The 17,187-nt window shown below is 58.4% G+C and carries 15 protein-coding genes and 1 pseudogene; 10 read left to right on the forward strand and 6 right to left on the reverse strand.

The annotated features are described in order from the left end of the window. Nucleotides 1–2: 2 nt before the first annotated feature. Entirely contained in the window at nucleotides 3–1,745 is a 1,743-nt protein-coding gene (locus D3791_RS15990; RefSeq protein WP_172512790.1) for a VanW family protein, read from the reverse strand. Nucleotides 1,746–1,908: 163 nt separating this feature from the next. Beyond that, a complete protein-coding gene (gene serB, locus D3791_RS15995) occupies nucleotides 1,909–2,829 on the reverse strand; it encodes a phosphoserine phosphatase SerB (RefSeq protein ID WP_172512791.1) in 921 nt (306 codons plus the stop codon). 123 nt (nucleotides 2,830–2,952) lie between these two features. On the opposite strand from serB, the gene D3791_RS16000 reads away from it, so the two are divergent. From D3791_RS16000 to lplAB, 5 genes are all read left to right on the forward strand, one after another. Next, the gene (locus tag D3791_RS16000) at nucleotides 2,953–3,738 is read left to right on the forward strand and encodes an ABC transporter ATP-binding protein (RefSeq protein ID WP_028268505.1); all 786 of its coding nucleotides are present in this window, start codon (nucleotides 2,953–2,955) and stop codon (nucleotides 3,736–3,738) included. Nucleotides 3,739–3,766: 28 nt separating this feature from the next. Next, nucleotides 3,767–4,564: a sulfite exporter TauE/SafE family protein gene (locus D3791_RS16005; RefSeq protein WP_022875074.1), complete on the forward strand. Its 798-nt coding sequence runs from the start codon at nucleotides 3,767–3,769 to the stop codon at nucleotides 4,562–4,564. A gap of 4 nt (nucleotides 4,565–4,568) precedes the next feature. Next, nucleotides 4,569–5,402, forward strand: a complete 834-nt coding sequence (locus D3791_RS16010; RefSeq protein WP_022875075.1) for a TrmH family RNA methyltransferase — start codon at nucleotides 4,569–4,571, stop codon at nucleotides 5,400–5,402. Nucleotides 5,403–5,548: 146 nt separating this feature from the next. After that, the gene (locus D3791_RS16015) at nucleotides 5,549–5,806 is read left to right on the forward strand and encodes a type B 50S ribosomal protein L31 (RefSeq protein ID WP_022875076.1); all 258 of its coding nucleotides are present in this window, start codon (nucleotides 5,549–5,551) and stop codon (nucleotides 5,804–5,806) included. A gap of 131 nt (nucleotides 5,807–5,937) precedes the next feature. Continuing rightward, nucleotides 5,938–6,993, forward strand: coding sequence for a lipoate-protein ligase LplAB (gene lplAB, locus D3791_RS16020; protein WP_172512792.1), 1,056 nt, complete (start codon nucleotides 5,938–5,940; stop codon nucleotides 6,991–6,993). Between the two features lie 80 nt (nucleotides 6,994–7,073). Here the strand turns inward: lplAB and pepN are convergent, their stop codons facing one another. Both pepN and D3791_RS16030 read right to left on the reverse strand, forming a co-directional pair. Continuing rightward, the gene (gene pepN / locus D3791_RS16025) at nucleotides 7,074–9,722 is read right to left on the reverse strand and encodes an aminopeptidase N (protein WP_246242207.1); all 2,649 of its coding nucleotides are present in this window, start codon (nucleotides 9,720–9,722) and stop codon (nucleotides 7,074–7,076) included. Between the two features lie 45 nt (nucleotides 9,723–9,767). Continuing rightward, entirely contained in the window at nucleotides 9,768–10,091 is a 324-nt protein-coding gene (locus tag D3791_RS16030; RefSeq protein ID WP_246242217.1) for a FadR/GntR family transcriptional regulator, read from the reverse strand. A 21-nt stretch (nucleotides 10,092–10,112) separates the two neighbouring features. On the opposite strand from D3791_RS16030, the pseudogene D3791_RS16035 reads away from it, so the two are divergent. Continuing rightward, nucleotides 10,113–10,523 (forward strand): annotated as a pseudogene (locus tag D3791_RS16035) (N-acetylmannosamine-6-phosphate 2-epimerase); the annotation flags it as partial. A gap of 75 nt (nucleotides 10,524–10,598) precedes the next feature. Next, the gene (locus tag D3791_RS16040; protein WP_061952195.1) at nucleotides 10,599–11,162 is read left to right on the forward strand and encodes a hypothetical protein; all 564 of its coding nucleotides are present in this window, start codon (nucleotides 10,599–10,601) and stop codon (nucleotides 11,160–11,162) included. Here the strand turns inward: D3791_RS16040 and D3791_RS16045 are convergent. Next, nucleotides 11,159–12,571: an aminotransferase-like domain-containing protein gene (locus tag D3791_RS16045; protein ID WP_172512794.1), complete on the reverse strand. Its 1,413-nt coding sequence runs from the start codon at nucleotides 12,569–12,571 to the stop codon at nucleotides 11,159–11,161. The two genes, D3791_RS16040 and D3791_RS16045, sit on opposite strands and share 4 nt — an antisense overlap. Here D3791_RS16045 and D3791_RS16050 point away from each other — a divergent pair. The 3 genes from D3791_RS16050 to D3791_RS16060 all read left to right on the forward strand — a co-directional run bounded on the left by D3791_RS16050 (nucleotide 12,570) and on the right by D3791_RS16060 (nucleotide 15,094). After that, the gene (locus D3791_RS16050; RefSeq protein WP_172512795.1) at nucleotides 12,570–13,535 is read left to right on the forward strand and encodes a DMT family transporter; all 966 of its coding nucleotides are present in this window, start codon (nucleotides 12,570–12,572) and stop codon (nucleotides 13,533–13,535) included. The two genes, D3791_RS16045 and D3791_RS16050, sit on opposite strands and share 2 nt — an antisense overlap. A 47-nt stretch (nucleotides 13,536–13,582) precedes the next feature. Beyond that, nucleotides 13,583–14,497: a dihydrodipicolinate synthase family protein gene (locus tag D3791_RS16055; protein WP_172512796.1), complete on the forward strand. Its 915-nt coding sequence runs from the start codon at nucleotides 13,583–13,585 to the stop codon at nucleotides 14,495–14,497. Nucleotides 14,498–14,653: 156 nt separating this feature from the next. Beyond that, nucleotides 14,654–15,094 carry a VOC family protein gene (locus D3791_RS16060; protein ID WP_172512797.1) on the forward strand — a complete coding sequence of 147 codons (441 nt, stop codon included), beginning with the start codon at nucleotides 14,654–14,656 and terminating at the stop codon, nucleotides 15,092–15,094. A gap of 64 nt (nucleotides 15,095–15,158) precedes the next feature. Here the strand turns inward: D3791_RS16060 and D3791_RS16065 are convergent, their stop codons facing one another. Then, the gene (locus D3791_RS16065; protein WP_172512798.1) at nucleotides 15,159–17,174 is read right to left on the reverse strand and encodes an acyl-CoA dehydrogenase family protein; all 2,016 of its coding nucleotides are present in this window, start codon (nucleotides 17,172–17,174) and stop codon (nucleotides 15,159–15,161) included. Nucleotides 17,175–17,187 lie beyond the last annotated feature (13 nt).

Here is a 17,187-nt window from a genome sequence, read left to right on the forward strand (position 1 = left end):
GATTACGGCTTTTTGCCGCAGACGATCTTGTTCCATGGGCTGTAGGTCCAGCTCTTGGTTTCTGCTGGCAGCTTCTTGGAGCCGTCGAAGGTTTCGCGATAGCGGGTGATGTCGATGGTGAAGCCCTTTTGGCCGCCGGATTCAGCAACGCACTTTTCAGCTTCGTTGTACTTGGTCTCGGGGTCGGTCTGGTTGTATTTGCCAGAGCTCTTCTGCGAGACATCCCAGTACTTCGTCGACCATAGGCGGGTGTGTACGGCATCGTCGGAAACCCAAGCCTGTACCATCACGCCGTACGGGGTGTTGTTCTCCCAGATCATATCGATCTGCCCTTCCCAGAGGGTGGCTTCGCGGCCTGCAGGGTAGCGGTCGAACCAGCGCGAGTGCGGCTGGTGGGTGATGTCGTCATAGCCGGCAAGGAATCCGACGTTGTACATCATCGTGGAAATCTGCGACAGACCGCCGCCCACTGCTTCCGAGCTGAAACCGTTCTCAACGACGCCGGAGCTATAGTAGCCGTTGGCGGTGGTGATCGGCCCCAGGGTGTTCAGCAACGAGAAGCGTTCGCCCGGCTTCACGATAACGCCAGTGACCCGCGCTGCGCCAGCCTTGAGGTTCTTGGTACGAACGGTATCAGAAGCAGGGTACGGGGTCGAGAAGTCAACGATCGGCTCCTTGATTCCCAGCTTCTTTGCTTCAGCAGTAGTGAAGTCAGCCTCGGTCTCAGTCATCTTGACCTCAGCTGTGCGGTTATCGGTAGCAGTTGCTGCCAATACCTTGGCTCCCAAGCCTTCGGTTTCCAGTGAAAGGCCGTTGCTGGAATCCTGGATGGATGGCTTGCCGTTCTTCAGGACGATTTTCGCGTCCTTGGCGGTACTTGAAAGTTCCGAGTTCTTGGTGGCAGCCTTGTACAGCTTCTTGTCATCGAGGGTGATGGCAGGAGCCCCGTCCTTGGGCGCGTACGTTGCAGCTGCAGCGATGGACGCAGCGGACAGGTTGGCTTTCTTATCGCCGGATACCAATGTCACGTCGCCCTTGAGCAGCTTTTTCGCTTGGTCGTCGTAGAACTTCTGCAAAGTGTCAGCTGAAATCTCAGGCTTTACTACCTGTGCAGGAAGGTCGATCGGCGAGCCGTCAATCGACCAGTCTTCACTGATCTTTTCGACGGCGCCTTCGGTGTCCAAAGCGACACCGTCAACTGGCGTGGAGAGCTTGGCCATTCCGTCGGCGAATTCGATCTTGCCTTCGGTGACATCAGCGTTGGCCTTCTTGGCTAAGGCCTCGACCTGGCTCGACAACTTCTCCTTGTCGACGTTCAGTTCCGGGGTGACCTCGTAATCGCCAGTCAGGCGTTCATAGAGCTTGACGGGATTGACTTCATAGGAAGTCAGATCCTTTACGGTGTCATCGGTATTAAGGCTCAGGCCCGCCTTGGCAGGATCAACGGTGTAGTCCTTGCCGTTCACTTTTACCTTGATGGGTTCCTGCGCCAACGGTGAGACTACGCGCTCAATTTCCGCACGTGCCTCATCGCTGTTCATCGAGCCGATATTGACGCCTGCAATGGAAGCGTTGGCCGGTACTTGCGAACTGATGAACGCGGCTGCGCCAAAGTACGCCGCAACTACTGCCACAGCACAAGAACCGCCAATGATCCAAGGCTTGGCCTTGCTCTTTGACTTCTTCTTATCCTGCGAGGAATTCGTAGGCGTAGTGGGGGTACTGTCCTGATCAGGGGTCTGCACTGGATTTAGAGTTCTTTCGAAAAGCGTTAGGATTCAGCCGCTAGGTCGAGGTATCTACCACAGGCCATTAAGGCGTCTAGAGAAAATACTAACCGCTGGAACAACCGATAGCCGTGCAGTGAGGCTCTATTCACTCGAATTGTTATCGAGTTGTTGGATTCGTTTAGTTCAAGTCATCCAGCACGAGATCGGCAATCACGTCGAGGCGGCCGAAATCCAGCCGAACGTCAGCCTGATCGCGAAGTGCGGGCTTCGCATTAAACGCGATGCCCAAGCCGGCGGCCGACACCATGTCGAGATCATTGGCACCATCACCCGCGGCAATGGTCGCCGTCAGCGGTATCCCGTGCTCTGAGGACCAAGCGCGAAGCTTTGCTTCTTTCATCTGGCGGTCGACGATCTGGCCATGGACGGTACCGTCAAGTACGCCGTCGGTAATGCCCAGCGTGTTAGCCAACGCGTGGTCCAAGCCCAATTCCACGGCCAGAGGGTCTAGGATCTGCTGGAATCCTCCGGAGACAACCGCGACCTTGTGGCCAGCGGCGTGGAAACGGCGAACCAGGGATGGCGCGCCATCTGAGAAGATGATACGTTGGCCAACTTCTGCAAGTACCGAGTCCGGCAGATCCTTGAGGGTTGCCACGCGTTGGATGAGTGACTGCGCAAAATCCAGCTCGCCGCGCATGGCGGCTTCGGTGACTTCAGCGACCTCCTTTTCCCGGCCGGCATGGGCAGCCAGAAGTTCAATGACTTCCTGCTTGATCAGTGTGGAATCAACATCCATGAGCAGCAACAGCTGAGGCGCTGAAGAAAGCTCTTCAGGAACCACTGCCAGGCAGATATCGGAATATCCCACAGTGCCTGCCGAGACATGGCGATCAACAAATTCGGTCGCAAGCTGCTGGACCTGTGCTTGTGACCCCTCACCGAGTTGTGCCTTGGCCACAAGGCGCTCTTCGCTGGATTTGACGATGAGCTCCTGCCCCTGCGGAATCAGTTGTTCTGCGACAGCAAGGACAAGTAGATCCTGAAAGTGATCGCGAGGGAAGGAAGGACGGGAGACAAAAACCAGAGATGAAGCCATGCATCCATTTTTCAATGATTCAGCTATTGCGACCAAACATGACGGAGAAGACACTTGAATAATCGGGGGATTATGGGTGATTCAATTAGTGAATTAGCAACGAAAAGTCTAGTCTTGAATACCATGAGCGAAGTGCTAACTTTCAAAGATGTCAGCGTGGTACGCGGGCGAAAAGAACTGCTCAAGGACGTGTCCTGGGAAGTTAAAGAAGGACAGCGGTGGATCGTTGTCGGACCCAACGGGGCCGGCAAATCTACCTTGATGAATATCGCAGCCACTCGGTTGCACCCAACCCTAGGCACAGCCGATATTCTCGGCGAACGTCTAGGACGCGTGTCGGTCTTCGATCTTCGCCCACTGATCGGCTTGAGCTCGGCGCTGGTCGCTAACTCGATTCCAGCTAACGAAAAGGCTTTGAATGTAGTTCTGACTGCAGCGTACGGCATGACCGGCCGCTGGCGTGAGAAGTACGAAAAACTCGATGAACGCCGCGCCTTCCGCCTGCTGCACGAGTGGGGCATGTCCACGTTCATGAACCAGCCATTCGGCAAGCTTTCCGAGGGCGAACGCAAGCGTGTGCTCATTGCGCGTGCACTGATGACCGATCCGGAACTGCTCATCCTCGATGAGCCAGCCGCCGGTCTGGATCTTGCCGGACGCGAAGAGCTTGTCGCGCAGATGTCGGAGCTGGCTGCCGATGAAGATGCGCCTGCTCTCGTTTTGGTCACCCACCATCTGGAGGAAGTTCCTGCCGGGTTCACGCACATCCTAATGATGCGTGACGGCCAGGTGGTCGCTGCTGGCGAGATCGATTCCACCCTGACCGAGGAAAACCTCGAACTGACTTACGGCATGAAGTTGAAGCTACGCCGTGAAGGCGGACGCTACTCGGCATTCGCCGGCGCATAAAAGAACGAATTAGAGGAGAAGCTTCTACGTGGTTGAGTTTTGGCGTGAAGCCCTCATCTTCATTGGTGGCCTGTGGGCCGGAACGATCAACACTGTTGTCGGTTCCGGCACGCTGGTCACCTTTCCAATTCTGGTGGCCCTGGGCACGGCCCCAGTCAATGCAGTAGTTTCAAACGCGATGGGCCTTGTTGCCGGTGGATTCTCCGGTGCTTGGGGCTATCGCCGGGAAGCCGCCAGCGTCAAGAAAACGCTGCTCAAGCTTGTACCAGTCTCGCTGGTTGGTGGCTTGATCGGTTCGTTGCTGCTGCTGAACTTGCCTGAATCGGTATTCGGAGTGGTCGCGCCGATCCTTTTGGTCTGTGCGTTGATTCTGGTCATCTTCCAGCCACGATTGGCTAAGTGGGCGAAGTCCCGCCAGGCCGCCAGGGGCGGGACTGATCCTGATGATGCGGACCGGGCCAAGATTCCTGCCATCCTGTATGTTTTGGTATTTATTATCGGCGTCTATGGTGGTTATTTCACCGCCGCCCAGGGCGTCTTGCTCATGGCCGTCTTCGGGGTATTCCTGCAGGCCTCCCTGCAGCAGTCCAACGCCATCAAGGTCATCCTGTCCTTGATCGTGAACCTCATGGCTGCCGTCATGTATCTGATCATTGCTCCAGAGCGCATCAACTGGTTGATTGTCCTCTTGATCGCCGTGGGCTCGCTGATCGGTGGCTTTATCGGCGCCAAAATCGGTCGCAAGCTCTCTCCGGGGTGGCTGCGCGGCATCATCGTTGTCCTCGGTGTCATCGCACTGGTCAATATGCTATTGAAGTTGGTTTGATTCAGTGACGGAAATTCTCAATCCAGAACGGATTCTGCACGTCGAAGATCTCCAGGACTCGCGTCTTGATGAATATCTGAGGCTGTCGGAAGCCCACCTGCGGATGCGCACCGATGTTGAAAATGGCCTCTACATCGCCGAAAGCACCAAAGTTGTCCAGCGTGCTATCAACGCCGGCCATGTTCCTCGCAGTTTCCTTCTTGCTGAAAAGCATCTGGGGCAGTTGACCGAGGAATTCAATCGTTTCCCAACAGCACCCATTTTCATCGGCGATGACCGGCAGCTGGAAGATCTTGTCGGCTTCCACCTGCATCGTGGTGCCATGGCCGCGATGAATCGCCCCGAACCACTGGACTTGGACAAGGTGCTGGAGAACAGCTCCCGTATCGCAATCCTCGAAGACATCGCGGATCACACCAATTTGGGCGCCATCATTCGATCGGCCTCCGGGCTAGGTGTCGATGCCGTATTACTGACGCCCAAGTGCGTGGATCCTTGGTATCGACGCAGCGCACGCGTATCCATGGGTACCGTATTTGATCTGCCTTGGGTTCGACTTGAAAGCTGGCCACAGGATTTGGACAAGCTCAAGTCGCATGGCTATGAACTGCTGGCCATGGAACTGACCGAGGATGCTGTGGCTTTGAATGATGTCCACCTCGCCCCGGGGCAGAAGGTTGCGATGATCCTCGGCAACGAAGGCAGGGGAGTAACCCAGGAAGCCTTGGGTTCCGTGGACCGAACGGTGATCATTCCGATGCATCGTGACGTCGATTCGCTCAACGTTGGTGCGGCAAGTGCAATCGCCTTCTGGCATTTGTGTTCCGCCCCACGTTGAGCTGGTTCTCCTGAGTGCTCAATGTGCGATAGGATGTAATGTCTGTGTGTTGCAGGTTCAGTAACGAATGTTGTACTGCACGGCGAATTTCCGAGTAATTAGCTGCTGGCAAAATCCAGTGGCCATAAACATGAAGGTGTATAGCTATGAAGGCTGATATCCATCCAAATTACGCCGCTGTGGTTTTCAACGACCTGGCATCCGGCGAAAAGATCCTGACCCGTTCGACCGCAACTTCGGACAAGACCATCGAGTGGGAAGACGGCAACACTTACCCAGTGATTGACGTTGAAATCTCGGCTGCTTCGCACCCGTTCTACACCGGTAAGCAGCGCATCATGGACACCGCTGGTCGTGTCGAGCGCTTCAACGCCCGCTTCAAGGGCTTCGGCGGCAAGAAGTAATACTTCGCCCCTCGCAAGCTTTATGCGGCGTGTTTCCAGTTTTCTGGAAACACGCCGCTGCTGTTTTAACTGCGTGGTGAGCTCTGCGATGGAGTGTCCAGGTGAAAGATGCGCAGGGATAGAATGAAAACATGATGCATCATGGTGAATACAAGGTAGTCGGTGGCAAATTAGTCGTAGTTGATCTCGAATCAGACAACGGGGTAATCACAGATGTTTCGCTCAACGGCGACTTCTTCCTGGAACCGGACGAGGCCTTGGAAGACCTCAACGCGGCCGTCCGCGGACTACCAACCGATGCCAGCCACAGCACCATCCGAGATGCTGTCACCAACAACCTGCGCGAGGGCGCGGTGATGTTCGGTTTCGATGCCGACGCCGTTGCCCGCGTGGTTAGGCGAGCCCTAGGACATGCCACAAAGTGGGAGGATCACGAGTGGGAAATACTCGGACCGCAGATCATCCCGATCGCCGAGCAAGTGGCCCTCGATGAAGTACTGACTCGCCAAATTGCCCAAGGCACTCGCAAGCCGACCATTCGTTTCTGGGATTGGAACGAGGGAGCTGTTGTTATCGGCTCCTTCCAGTCGCTCAAGAATGAAGTGGATATGGAGCAAGCCGACAAATACGGCATCCAGGTGGTTCGCCGCATTTCCGGTGGCGGTGCCATGTTCATGGAAGCTGGCAACTGCATTACCTACTCCCTTTATGCTCCCGAATCGCTTGTAGATGGCATGAGCTTCGCGGATTCCTACCCATTCTTGGACGCATGGGTCATGGAAGCCCTTCAAAACATCGGGCTGACAGCGCACTACAAACCGCTGAACGACATTGCCACCGATGCAGGAAAAATCGGCGGAGCCGCGCAAAAGCGGCTCGCCAATGGAGCAATGCTGCATCACGTGACCATGAGCTACGACATCGATGCCGAGAAGATGACCCAGGTATTGCGCATCGGCCGGGAAAAGATTTCAGACAAGGGAATCACCTCGGCGGTGAAGCGAGTGGATCCGCTGAAGTCGCAGACAGATCTTGACCGCATGGAGATCATCCAGGTCATGATGGATACTTTTGCCCGACGCACCGGAGCACAGCAAGCGCAATTGGACGAGGCCACGCGCCAGGCGGCTCAGGAGCTCGCAGAAACAAAGTTCGCTACCGAGCAGTGGACTGCGCGCGTCCCCTAGAACTCGGTTAGCTCGTTAAACCCAACGGGTCTGCGCCATGCATCATGCATGGCGCAGACCCGTTGGCTTTTGGCGTGCGCTTAGCGGCTGGTGCGGCTGAATGCCTGGGCGTTCAAGGAACGCTCTAGTTCAGCCCGCTCTTCAAGCAGGATTCGCTTCAGCGCGCTGGGCGCCTGTGCATTCTCCTCAAGCCAGGCAGACGCTGCGGCCAAAGCGTGATTCTGTTCAATGGCTCCGTCCAAGTCCTGGTGGCCCGGGTAGAGACCCTCGATCACTCGGGTGGAGAACTCCATGCTCATGGTTTCGAATACCGGGAGGATTGCTGCCCAGAATCGCTCTTCAAATGGCGCCAACAAAGCTGCCGAGCCCATTGCGAAGCCCAAGGCCGTGGCCGAAAGCGCATCGTTTGAGAGCTCGCCCTTGTCGTCGCGCGCCATCAAGACGGTGTCGAAGGCATTTTCCTTGACCTCCGGAACCGGGCGAGCGGCCAATGCGGTTCGAACGGCATTCAGCGCGATGCTCGTCGGATTCTTTCGCGCGGCCTCGTGCATTTTCGCTTCGGCTGCTTCGTCGAGCTTTCCGGCGGCAGCCAGCGCAATATACGAATTCCACAGCAACTGCTCATCGACCGTGGTTTGGTATTTATTGGGCTGTTCACCGAGGAAGGCATCGATGACATCGCCAGCCACGCCGGCGCGGGCCAACCTGGTCAACGTGCGAGCCGTGGTGGTCTGCTGATCGCTGCCCGGCTCGAAGGTGGTGAGCCAGCCGGTGAGGACCTCGGCGGCACGAGAGCGCAGCTCGGCGCGCAACTCCGGGGCAACATACTTGGAAATCGATGTCACCAGCTGGTCGGTGAGAACCCCGAAAACGCCGGCATCTGCCACCGTATGCGCATGGGCCAATACGGCCTCCACGTAGTTTTGGGCGTCCAAGGTCGCGGAACGGACCGCGTCCCACAGCGAAGCCCAGCAGGTGGCGCGCGGCAAGGAGTCGGATAGCCCTGACAAATTCTCCAACAGGGTTGCCCGCGATTCCGCATCGAATTCAATCAAGGCGTAGGTTTCATCGCCGTCATTGGGCAAAATCAGGTCAGGGACCTTCCGGCCAACGAGGAAATCAAGGGCTACCGAGGAGCCCACAAGTTCTACCGGCACGGAGTCCGTGCGCACGAGTTGTCCGCCACGCAGTTCATAGGCGCCCACGCTCAGAACGTGAGGGCGAACGATCGGCTGGCCGGTTACCGGATCCGTGCCGAATTGATCCAGCTGCGCCCGGGTGATGACCCCCTGCCCATCGGTGCTGTAGTTGACCTTCAGCTTTGGAACTCCGCTGGTTTTCAACCAGGCATCAGCCCACTGGCGCATATCCCGGCCGCTGGCGGTTTCCAGTGCCTGCAGGAAATCCTCCAGTGAAGTATTGGAGTAGGCGTGCTTGCGGAAATACGAGCGGGCCGCGTTGCGGAAGGCGTCTGCGCCGACGAAGGCGGCGAGCTGCTTGAGCACGCTGGCGCCCTTTGCGTAAGTGATGCCGTCGAAGTTCTGGTCGGCAGCCAGCAGGTCGGGAATGTCGGCCACGATCGGGTGGGTGGTCGGCATCTGATCTGCTACGTAGGCCCAGGCCTTGCGGCGGGCCGCGAAGGTGGTCCAGGCGGTGGTGAAGTCGGTGGCTTCGTCATTGGCCAGGGTGCCGATGTAGTCGGCGAAGGATTCCTTCAGCCACAGGTCGTCCCACCACTTCATGGTGACCAGGTCGCCAAACCACATATGCGCCATCTCGTGCATGATGGTGTTGCCGCGCTGCTCGTACTGGCCTTCGGTGGCATGGGAAGTGAATACGTAGCGTTCGGTGAAGGTCACCAGGCCAGGGTTCTCCATGGCGCCGAGGTTGTATTCAGGCACGAATGCCGAGTCGTACTTGCCCCAAGGGTAGGGGTAGTCGAAGAGTTCGTGGAAGTAGTTCAGGCCTCGGCTGGTGAGATCGAGGATCTCCTGGCCGTCGAAGTGCTCAGCCAGGGAAGCGCGGCAGGTGGCGGCCAATTCGATGACCAGCTCTTCGCCGTCGGGAAGTTCCTGGACGTGCTCGCCGCGCTCTACATGGTACGGGCCAGCCAGCACCGCGGTGATGTAGCTGGAGATCGGCGGAGTGGGGGAGCAGGCCACCGTTTTGGTTCCGTCATCGTGGAAGACTTCGTCCACGATGGGCTGGTTGCTGGCAAGGTGCCAGGCTGAGGGGCCGGTCAGGGTGAAGCGGAAGCTGGTTTTCAGATCCGGCTGCTCAAAGCAGGCGAAAACCCGTCGAGCCTCGGAAGGTTCGAACTGGGTGTAGAGGTAAGTTTCGCCGTCCTGCGGGTCGACAAAACGGTGCAGTCCTTCGCCCGAGCGGGAGTACAGGGCCTGGCCGGTGACCTTGACGGTATTGGGCACGTCGGTGCGCAAGTTCTCGAGATAGATGCGCGAGTCCAGCACTGCGGCCGACAAGTCGATGGCTGTGCCGTTGACCAATACTTCCTCAACGGATTCGTGGATGAAGTCGATGAAGGTTTCGGAGCGCGCGGAGGAAAAATTGAGCGTCGTGACCGAGCCGAAGCTGGTGGCCGAGGGCTGCGGGGCATTGCCCAGATCCAATTGCACTTCGGCGAAGTGCCACGTGATATTTTCGGCGCGCCAAGCCGCTTCATCGCGTCTCAGATTTTCATTTGGTGCATAGCGTTCTAGAGTGTCCACCATCCCAGCTTAGCTGTGAAATGAATGTTTGAGACCTTGAAGCGATAATTAATTCGCTCTCCCGTCCTGCTCAACTTGGCGGTTGGCCAGCAGCGCGCGGATCCCGTGGAAGTGCTCCGAAATCAGTTCGCTGGCTTTCTCGATGTCGCGATCGCGCACGGCGTTGAGGATATCGCGATGATCCTGCGCGGTCTTCACCGGCTGCGTGATGGCCAGATCGGTGTCGATGGCGTCGTAGATGGTCCGGTAGACATCCCAGAAGACCCCGAGAAGATTGGTCAGCAGCTGGTTGCCCAGCGGTTCGAAGAGGATGCGGTGGAAAGCCTTGTCCTGCTCGACGAAGGTCTCATCACGTGAGGCATGGTCTTCCATTTCGCCAACGACTTTTTCCAGGCAGGGGCGCATATTGTCGCTTTGGACGGCACCCGGCGACAGCGACCCGATCAAAAGAGCCTGGCCGAAACGATCAGCGCCGTTCACGAACGCAGCAGCGCGCTGGTCATGGCTGACTGCGGCTCCCTGGATGATGCCTTAGCGGCGGCCGAGGCGGGAGCCGATTTGATCGGGACCACTCTGGCCGGATATACGGGCGAGCGGAATAAGACCGAGGGGCCGGACCTGGAACTGATCGAGCAGATCGCCGCGGCCAACCTGGGCCTTCCGCTGATTGCTGAAGGCAGGATCCACACCCCGGCGCAAGCCCGTGCCGCGATGGATGCCGGAGCCTTTGCCGTAGTGGTGGAGACCGCGATCACCCACCCGGCGAGCATCACCGGGTGGTTCGATGCGGCCTTGCGAGGTTAGCGTTTTTCCTTGGCCGGGCAATCTGACCTAGGGTTAAGGCTGAATCCAGCAAATCCTTAGCATCGGAGAAAGCCAATGGACACCTTCATCAAGGGCCCTTCCAAGCGTGACGTCGCCGGCATGAAAGCCGCCTTTGGCGCCATTGAAGCTTCCGAAGTCATTTCGGTGTTGTACAAGACCGAACGCTTCGGAAATTTCCTCGTGACCGGCGCTGCCCACACCACGGTCCTGGATGATGTGATGGTTGGCGGGCTGAACGCGGCGGCGGCCAAGAAGAAGGCCAAGGCCTCAGATGGTTCAGAGGTGATGCAGCGGCAACCGGATAAGGACGTGCGAGCATTCCCGGCCCAGTTCGAAGGCGAATTCTCGCCTGAGGATGTCGAAGTCTCGCAGCTGGGCCACGGCGATCTGGTGGTGGCTTCCTTCAGCCAGGAACCCTACGGCGACTTTGTGATCACCGGGGTGGTGACCGAAGCCGAAAACGACCGCTCCTACCTGATGGTGGGCCCGTGGATCCTGCAGACCGCCCAGGGCAATGCTCCGCGCCTGCTCAATGTCCAGCTCGTTGCCGGTAACGGGACCCACATTGCGCCGGTGCCTACCCGCCGCGGCTTGGTGGAAGTCGACGGCCTGGCCTAGCGGCTGATGGCCTGCAAGGCCTCAGCCAAGATCCGTCCTGCCTCGTCGAAAGCGCCCGGATTCGGTCCGGAGTAGTTCAGCCGCAGGTATTGACCGGATTCCTCGGCAGGGAACCAGGTGGCACCCGGCGCAATCGCCAGGCGGCGCGCCTCGCACTCCCGTTCTAAACGGCGAAGATCAGTCCCATCGGGAAGCTGAACCCACAGGTTCAAACCTCCCGGTGGGATTTGTTGCAGATGGGCTTCGGGGACATGGCGCGCCAGGGCATCAATGAGCAGATCACGGCGGTTTTCCAGCTGTTGGCGCAGCGATCGCAGGTGGGTTCGCCAGCCGGGCTGGCTGACTACATCCAAGGCCACTGCCTGTAGCGGGCCGCTGACATACATCGATTGCGCCTGGTTGTCCGCCAAGATCCGCTCGCGCGCCGGCCCGCGGACGATGAGCCCGGCGACTCGCACCGCAGGGGAGACGCTTTTGGTCAGCGACCGCAGGTAGATCACGTGCCCGCTATCCTCTCGCGCCGCGAGCGCAGATGAATCGGCGTTGACCCCGAAGTCCTTGGCCCAGTCATCTTCAATAAGGAATGCGCCGCGTTTCTTGACGATTTCAAGCACCCGTTCGGAGACTTCCGGACTCCACTGAACCCCAGTGGGATTGGCGAAGTTCGGATGGGCATAAAACGCCCTGGCTCCGGTGCGTTCAAAGGCACGATCAAGTTCTTGGGTATCAGGACCGTGGGGTCCTGCCGGAATGGGAATCAGGTTTACGCCGACCTGCGCGGCGGCGAGAATGGCTCCCCAGTAGGTCGGCGATTCGATGAGCATCGGGTGCCCTTCGCCAACCAGCGCTCTGAAGATTGATCCAAGTCCGCTTTGGCTGCCCGGCAGGACAATGACGTCCCTTGCGGTTGGCGCGCTGAGGCCCGGAAGTGTTTGTTCTGCGAGCTCCTGGGCAAACCATGACTGGAGTTCTGGCAGTCCTGCCGGTTCTGTCCTTTGGAGCACGGATTCACTGCGTGCTACCCGGCTGAAAGCGGCCTTGACCAGTCTTTCGGGCAGCAGTTCGCGATCCGGATATCCCGAATGGAGCGTGATGAAGTCGTTGGGCAGCGTGCGTTGGCTGGCGTGTACCTGCGGGAGCTTTTGCCGGGGGATTCCCAACGCGGCAGTTTGCCATCCGTAGTCGTACGGTCTGGCGATCGGCGCGGCGCGGACAAAAGTTCCGATGCCGGGGCGCGACTCGATCAGACCTTGGGCGATCAGTGTCCGCAGGGCTTTTTGCACGGTCACCGGACTGAGCGAATGTTGCGCAACCAGTTGTCGAGTCGATGGCAGCTGGGTCCCCGCAGGAGCCTGCGTGATCCAGTCCCGCAGTATCAAAACGAGGTTTTCACTGCTACTGTTAATCATGAAGCATCATAGTACCGCTACTCTCACTTTGTGGCAACCGCTACTGAATACTCCAGCCGGGTTGCTCTGGGGTTCGCTCGGGGTTCTCGCCTTTTCATTCACGGTTCCCATGACCCGCGTTGCCGTGGCGAATGAGGGCATGGACCCGATATTTGTCGGCGCCGGACGGGCGGTCATCGCCGCCATCCTTGCCGCGATCGCACTTTGGACTGCGAAACAAGAACGCCCGAATACCTCTCAATGGCTGCGCCTGTCGGTGGTTGCTTTCGGAGTGGTGCTTGGCTTCCCGCTGCTGACTTCGTTTGCCATGGCCAGCGTGGCAGCGAACCATGGAGCCGTGGTCATCGCCATCCTTCCGGCAGCTACAGCGGTGGCCGCGGTAATTCGCACGAAGGAACGTACCAAGGCATCTTTCTGGTGCGCAGCAGCTATCGGGGCGCTGGCAGCCATAGTCTTCGCAGTGATCAGTGGCGGGGGACTGGCAGGACTCCAACCCGCGGATCTTCTGCTCTTGGCTGCGGTGGTGGTGTGCGGCATCGGTTATGCCGAAGGCGGACTGCTCGCCCGTGAACTAGGTGCATGGCAGACGATTTCCTGGGCCTTGGTCCTTGCCTCACCACTGATGCTGGTCCTGAGTTTGATCGGTCTTCATCACCAAGCTCCTTCCAGCGGTCCAGCTGGATGGGGTGCCTTCGCCTATTTGGGTTTCGTCAGCATGTACTTGGGTTTTGTCGCCTGGTACCGCGGATTGGCCATCGGACCGATGTCGCGGGTCAGCCAGGTGCAACTGGTGCAGCCGGTGCTGACAATCCTTTGGGCCGCGTTGCTGCTGGGTGAAAACATCGGCTGGAGCACAATAGCTGGAGGCGCTGTGGTCATCTGTTGCGCACTGCTCGCTATCCGTTCAAGGGCCACGAGTGCCAGCACCGATACGTCCGACACCATGCCCGCTTCGGCAAAGTAGACATGTGCATCTGCCACGATAAGAACATCCGAACTTGAGAGGTGCCCATGAACACTTTTACCGGCTTGAGCGCATTTCCGCTCACTCCTTTGCATGATGACCAAGTGGATGAGCCTTCGTTCATCGCCATGGTCCAGCGGCTTTGCGCCGCTGGAGTCGATTCGATCACTGCTCTTGGTTCAACTGGCTCCTACATGTATCTGAGCCGAGAAGAACGAGCACGAGTTGCAGAACTCGCGGTAGAACATTCGACCAATGTTCCAGTGATCATCGGCGTAGGCGCAATGCGTACCTCTCAAGTGCTGGCGAATATCGACGATGCCAAGGCCGCAGGAGCCGAAGGCGTCTTGCTTGCTCCTGTGGGCTATCAGAAGATGAGTGATTCAGAAGTTCTCGACTTGTATCGTGCTGCTACTGACCACAGCGAGTTGCCGGTGATCGTCTATGACAATCCGGGGACTACGCACTTTGCTTTCACCAAGGACCTTTATGCGCGAATTGCCGCGCTGCCGGGAATCGCGTCAATCAAGGTTCCAGGAGTGCCCGATGATCCCGGGAAAGCCAAGGACCATATTGCGGCGATTCGCAGCGTCTTGCCCGCGCACGTCACCATTGGTGTTTCCGGTGATGCCTTAGGCGCCGCGGGACTGATTGCCGGATGCGATGCCTGGTATACCGCGGTCGGCGGGATACTTCCACAACCCATGATGGCGATTACCCGTGCAGCTCAATCGGGTGATCACCACAGAGCTCTGGCGGCATCCCGTGATCTTCAGCCGTTGTGGTCGCTATTCACTGAATTCGGCGGAAGCCTGAGGGTCAGGGCGGCGATAGCAGAGCACTTCGGCTTGGCGCAATTCGACTGCTTGCCCAAGCCTATTCGAGGCTTGGATGATGCCCAACGCCAGAAGCTGATCAAGGTTCTGCTGGACCTGGGATTGGATGAGACGGTCCCCGGATAGGGACATAAGCCGATCGTTGAGGCTAAGTTGTCCGATCATAGTCTTTTCCGTGCCCGGCAACTATTAGTGGAGCGTCGCCTATAGCAGGAACGCAGACACGCTCGTAGCATGAGAACGGATGAATGAGACAACGATCCGAGGCGCAAGGAGTTGGGCATGGGACGGATCAAGAGGTTTGATCACATCGGTGTTACCGTGGCGAATCTCGACGAAGCCACCAGATTCTTCGTCGCATTGGGCCTGCACGTCGATGGGCAAGCCGATGGCCTTGAAGGCGAATTCCTGGAAACCGTTTGCGGCATCCCGGACTCCCGCACGAACATCGTGATGTTGAAAGCCCCGGATAGCGATGTGGGAATCGAGCTTTCCAGTTTTGAAAGGCCCGTGCATGGTCCCGGGCAGCCCGAGGCCATGGCCAACGAACCGGGATTGCGATCCCTGGCCTTCGAAGTGGACAACCTGAGGGCTGCGGTGGCCGAACTGGAAAGCCAAGGTTATGGACTGATCGGCGGGATTGGCGAATACGAAGAGGTCTGGGCCATGGCTTATATCCGTGGCCCTGAAGGGCTCATCGTCGCACTGGCGCAGCGCAGGTGATAAGTCGTTAAAGAATACTGGCGTCCGATGCCTTTCAAGGGACATCGGACGCCAAAGTTTTTGGTTAGGCGGAGGCTTTCTTCAGCGATTTCTCACTGATGGGAGCATTGTCGCTGGCGCGCAGCTTCCGGAAGTACTCCATGGCTTCGTCCTGGCGTTCTGCTTCACCGCCGGAGGAAATGTCGGCCCGCAGGTGGTCCTGGGTATAGCCGAAAGCATCAACCAGGTCCTGCGCGTGTGGACGCAGGCGGGCGAGCAAGCGGTTGATATAGCCAGGAAGCGTCCGTGCACGCTGCATCGACAGGTGGCCGTTGGCCAGGAACCAGCCGAGGTCCTCTTCAATGAGGGTCAGCGTGAACACGTCGCGCAGCCAAGTCAGCACTTCTGCGGTTACCGGGTCCGAGATCTTCTCCAGCGCAGCGGTAAATGCTTCCCACCGCAAAAGCTGGCCGTGGTCGCGAGCCGCGGAAATCAGCAGTTCCTGGTTGTCGTTGAAGGCCTGTGCGGACTTGACTGGATTCTTTCCAGCGGCGCGAAGCGCGTTGGCCACTTCGGCGACCTTGGCATTGATCCGGTCGGTGAGCAATGCGCGCTGATTGGCTGGATCCTTGAAGAAGTTCGCGCTCTTTCGTTCATCTGAGATATCGACCAGTGCTTGGCCGACACTGCGCAGACCCGAACGGTGCAAGGCGGTGTTGCCAACCTGCTTTGCTGCATAAAGGGCCATGGCTCCGGTATCCAGCTTGCGGAATTCGGAAGCGTAGTCGGTGAGCAGGCGCTTTCCCACGAGCTGCAACAGCACATTGTTGTCGCCTTCGAAGGTGACGTAGACATCCAGATCCTGGTAGAGCTGGGTGAAACGGTTCTTGGCTATGAAACCGGAGCCGCCGCAGGCTTCACGGCATTCCTGCAACGTATCCAGGGCATCCCACGTGCTCAATGGCTTCAAGGCAGCCGCAAGAGTTTCCAAATCCTGGCGGTCGTCATCGCTATCGGCGCGTCCCGAGAAGACGGCGTCAAATTTATCCAGCAGTCCGTCATGGGCGAAGGAGGAAGCGTAGGTGCGAGCCAGACGGGTGATCAAGCGCCGCTGGTGACGCTGGTAATCCAGGAGCGTGGTTTCCTCGGTGTCCGACGTCGAGTTGAACTGCCGACGCTGATTGCCATAGGTCACAGCAATCTGCAGGCCGATCTTCGAAGCGCTGGTTGCGGCACCATCCAGGGAAACTCGACCCTGCACCAATGTGCCGAGCATGGTGAAGAAGCGGCGGCCTGGCGAAGGGATAGGCGAGCTGTAGGAACCGTCAGCGGTGACATTGCCGTAGCGGTTGAGCAGGTTGGTGCGTGGAACACGCACATTGGTGAAGTGCAGGCGTCCGTTGTCAATGCCGTTCAGCCCGCCTTTGAGGCCATCGTCTTCGCCGCCGACGCCTTCCAGGAAGTTGCCGTCCTCGTCGCGGATCGGCACGTAGAAGCAGTGCACGCCATGGTTCACGCCCTTGGTGATCAGCTGGGCGAAGACGGTTGCTGCCTTGCCGTGCAGCGCGGCGTTGCCCAGATAGTCCTTCCAGGCGGCCTTGAACGGGGTGTGGATGACGAATTCTTCGGTTTCCTCGTCGTAGGTTGCGGTGGTGGCCACCGAAGCAACATCCGACCCGTGGCCGATCTCGGTCATGGCGAAAGCGCCAGGGGTCTCCAGGCTCATGGCATCTGGAAGCCACTTGGCGTGGTGCTCTTCGGTGCCCAGGTGCAGGATGGCTCCGGCGAAGAGTCCCCATTGGACACCGGCTTTGATCTGAAGGGAAGGGTCGGCGGCAACTAGCTCCTCGAAAGAGGCGATGGACCCGCCGTGGTCGTCATAGCCACCGAATTTTGTCGGGAATGCCCGCTGAACGGCTTCTTCTTCAACTAGGAGGCCGAGCTGGCCTAAGACACGTTCGCGGTGCTCGTCCATGCCCAGCAGCGGATCACGCTGAAGCTCCGGTCGGGCGGCGCGAGCACGGGAGGCCTTGCGGATTTCGGCGTAAGGGCCGAGCAGCTGTTCGGCCAGATCGGTGACGTTGATGCGGTTCTCGCTCATGACGTGCCTTTCA

Origin of the sequence: Glutamicibacter mishrai, from assembly GCF_012221945.1 — a bacterium.
In the GTDB taxonomy this organism is placed as follows: domain Bacteria; phylum Actinomycetota; class Actinomycetes; order Actinomycetales; family Micrococcaceae; genus Glutamicibacter; species Glutamicibacter mishrai.

What these genes read in the sequence shown, in the direction of transcription:
- serB (WP_172512791.1), bottom strand. Translation starts at nt 2,829, where the DNA reads ATGGCTTCATCTCTGGTTTTTGTCTCCCGTCCTTCCTTCCCTCGCGAT.
- D3791_RS16000 (WP_028268505.1), top strand. Translation starts at nt 2,953, where the DNA reads ATGAGCGAAGTGCTAACTTTCAAAGATGTCAGCGTGGTACGCGGGCGA.
- D3791_RS16015 (WP_022875076.1), top strand. Translation starts at nt 5,549, where the DNA reads ATGAAGGCTGATATCCATCCAAATTACGCCGCTGTGGTTTTCAACGAC.
- lplAB (WP_172512792.1), top strand. Translation starts at nt 5,938, where the DNA reads ATGATGCATCATGGTGAATACAAGGTAGTCGGTGGCAAATTAGTCGTA.
- pepN (WP_246242207.1), bottom strand. Translation starts at nt 9,722, where the DNA reads ATGGTGGACACTCTAGAACGCTATGCACCAAATGAAAATCTGAGACGC.
- D3791_RS16030 (WP_246242217.1), bottom strand. Translation starts at nt 10,091, where the DNA reads ATGGAAGACCATGCCTCACGTGATGAGACCTTCGTCGAGCAGGACAAG.
- D3791_RS16040 (WP_061952195.1), top strand. Translation starts at nt 10,599, where the DNA reads ATGGACACCTTCATCAAGGGCCCTTCCAAGCGTGACGTCGCCGGCATG.
- D3791_RS16050 (WP_172512795.1), top strand. Translation starts at nt 12,570, where the DNA reads ATGAAGCATCATAGTACCGCTACTCTCACTTTGTGGCAACCGCTACTG.
- D3791_RS16045 (WP_172512794.1), bottom strand. Translation starts at nt 12,571, where the DNA reads ATGATTAACAGTAGCAGTGAAAACCTCGTTTTGATACTGCGGGACTGG.
- D3791_RS16055 (WP_172512796.1), top strand. Translation starts at nt 13,583, where the DNA reads ATGAACACTTTTACCGGCTTGAGCGCATTTCCGCTCACTCCTTTGCAT.
- D3791_RS16060 (WP_172512797.1), top strand. Translation starts at nt 14,654, where the DNA reads ATGGGACGGATCAAGAGGTTTGATCACATCGGTGTTACCGTGGCGAAT.
- D3791_RS16065 (WP_172512798.1), bottom strand. Translation starts at nt 17,174, where the DNA reads ATGAGCGAGAACCGCATCAACGTCACCGATCTGGCCGAACAGCTGCTC.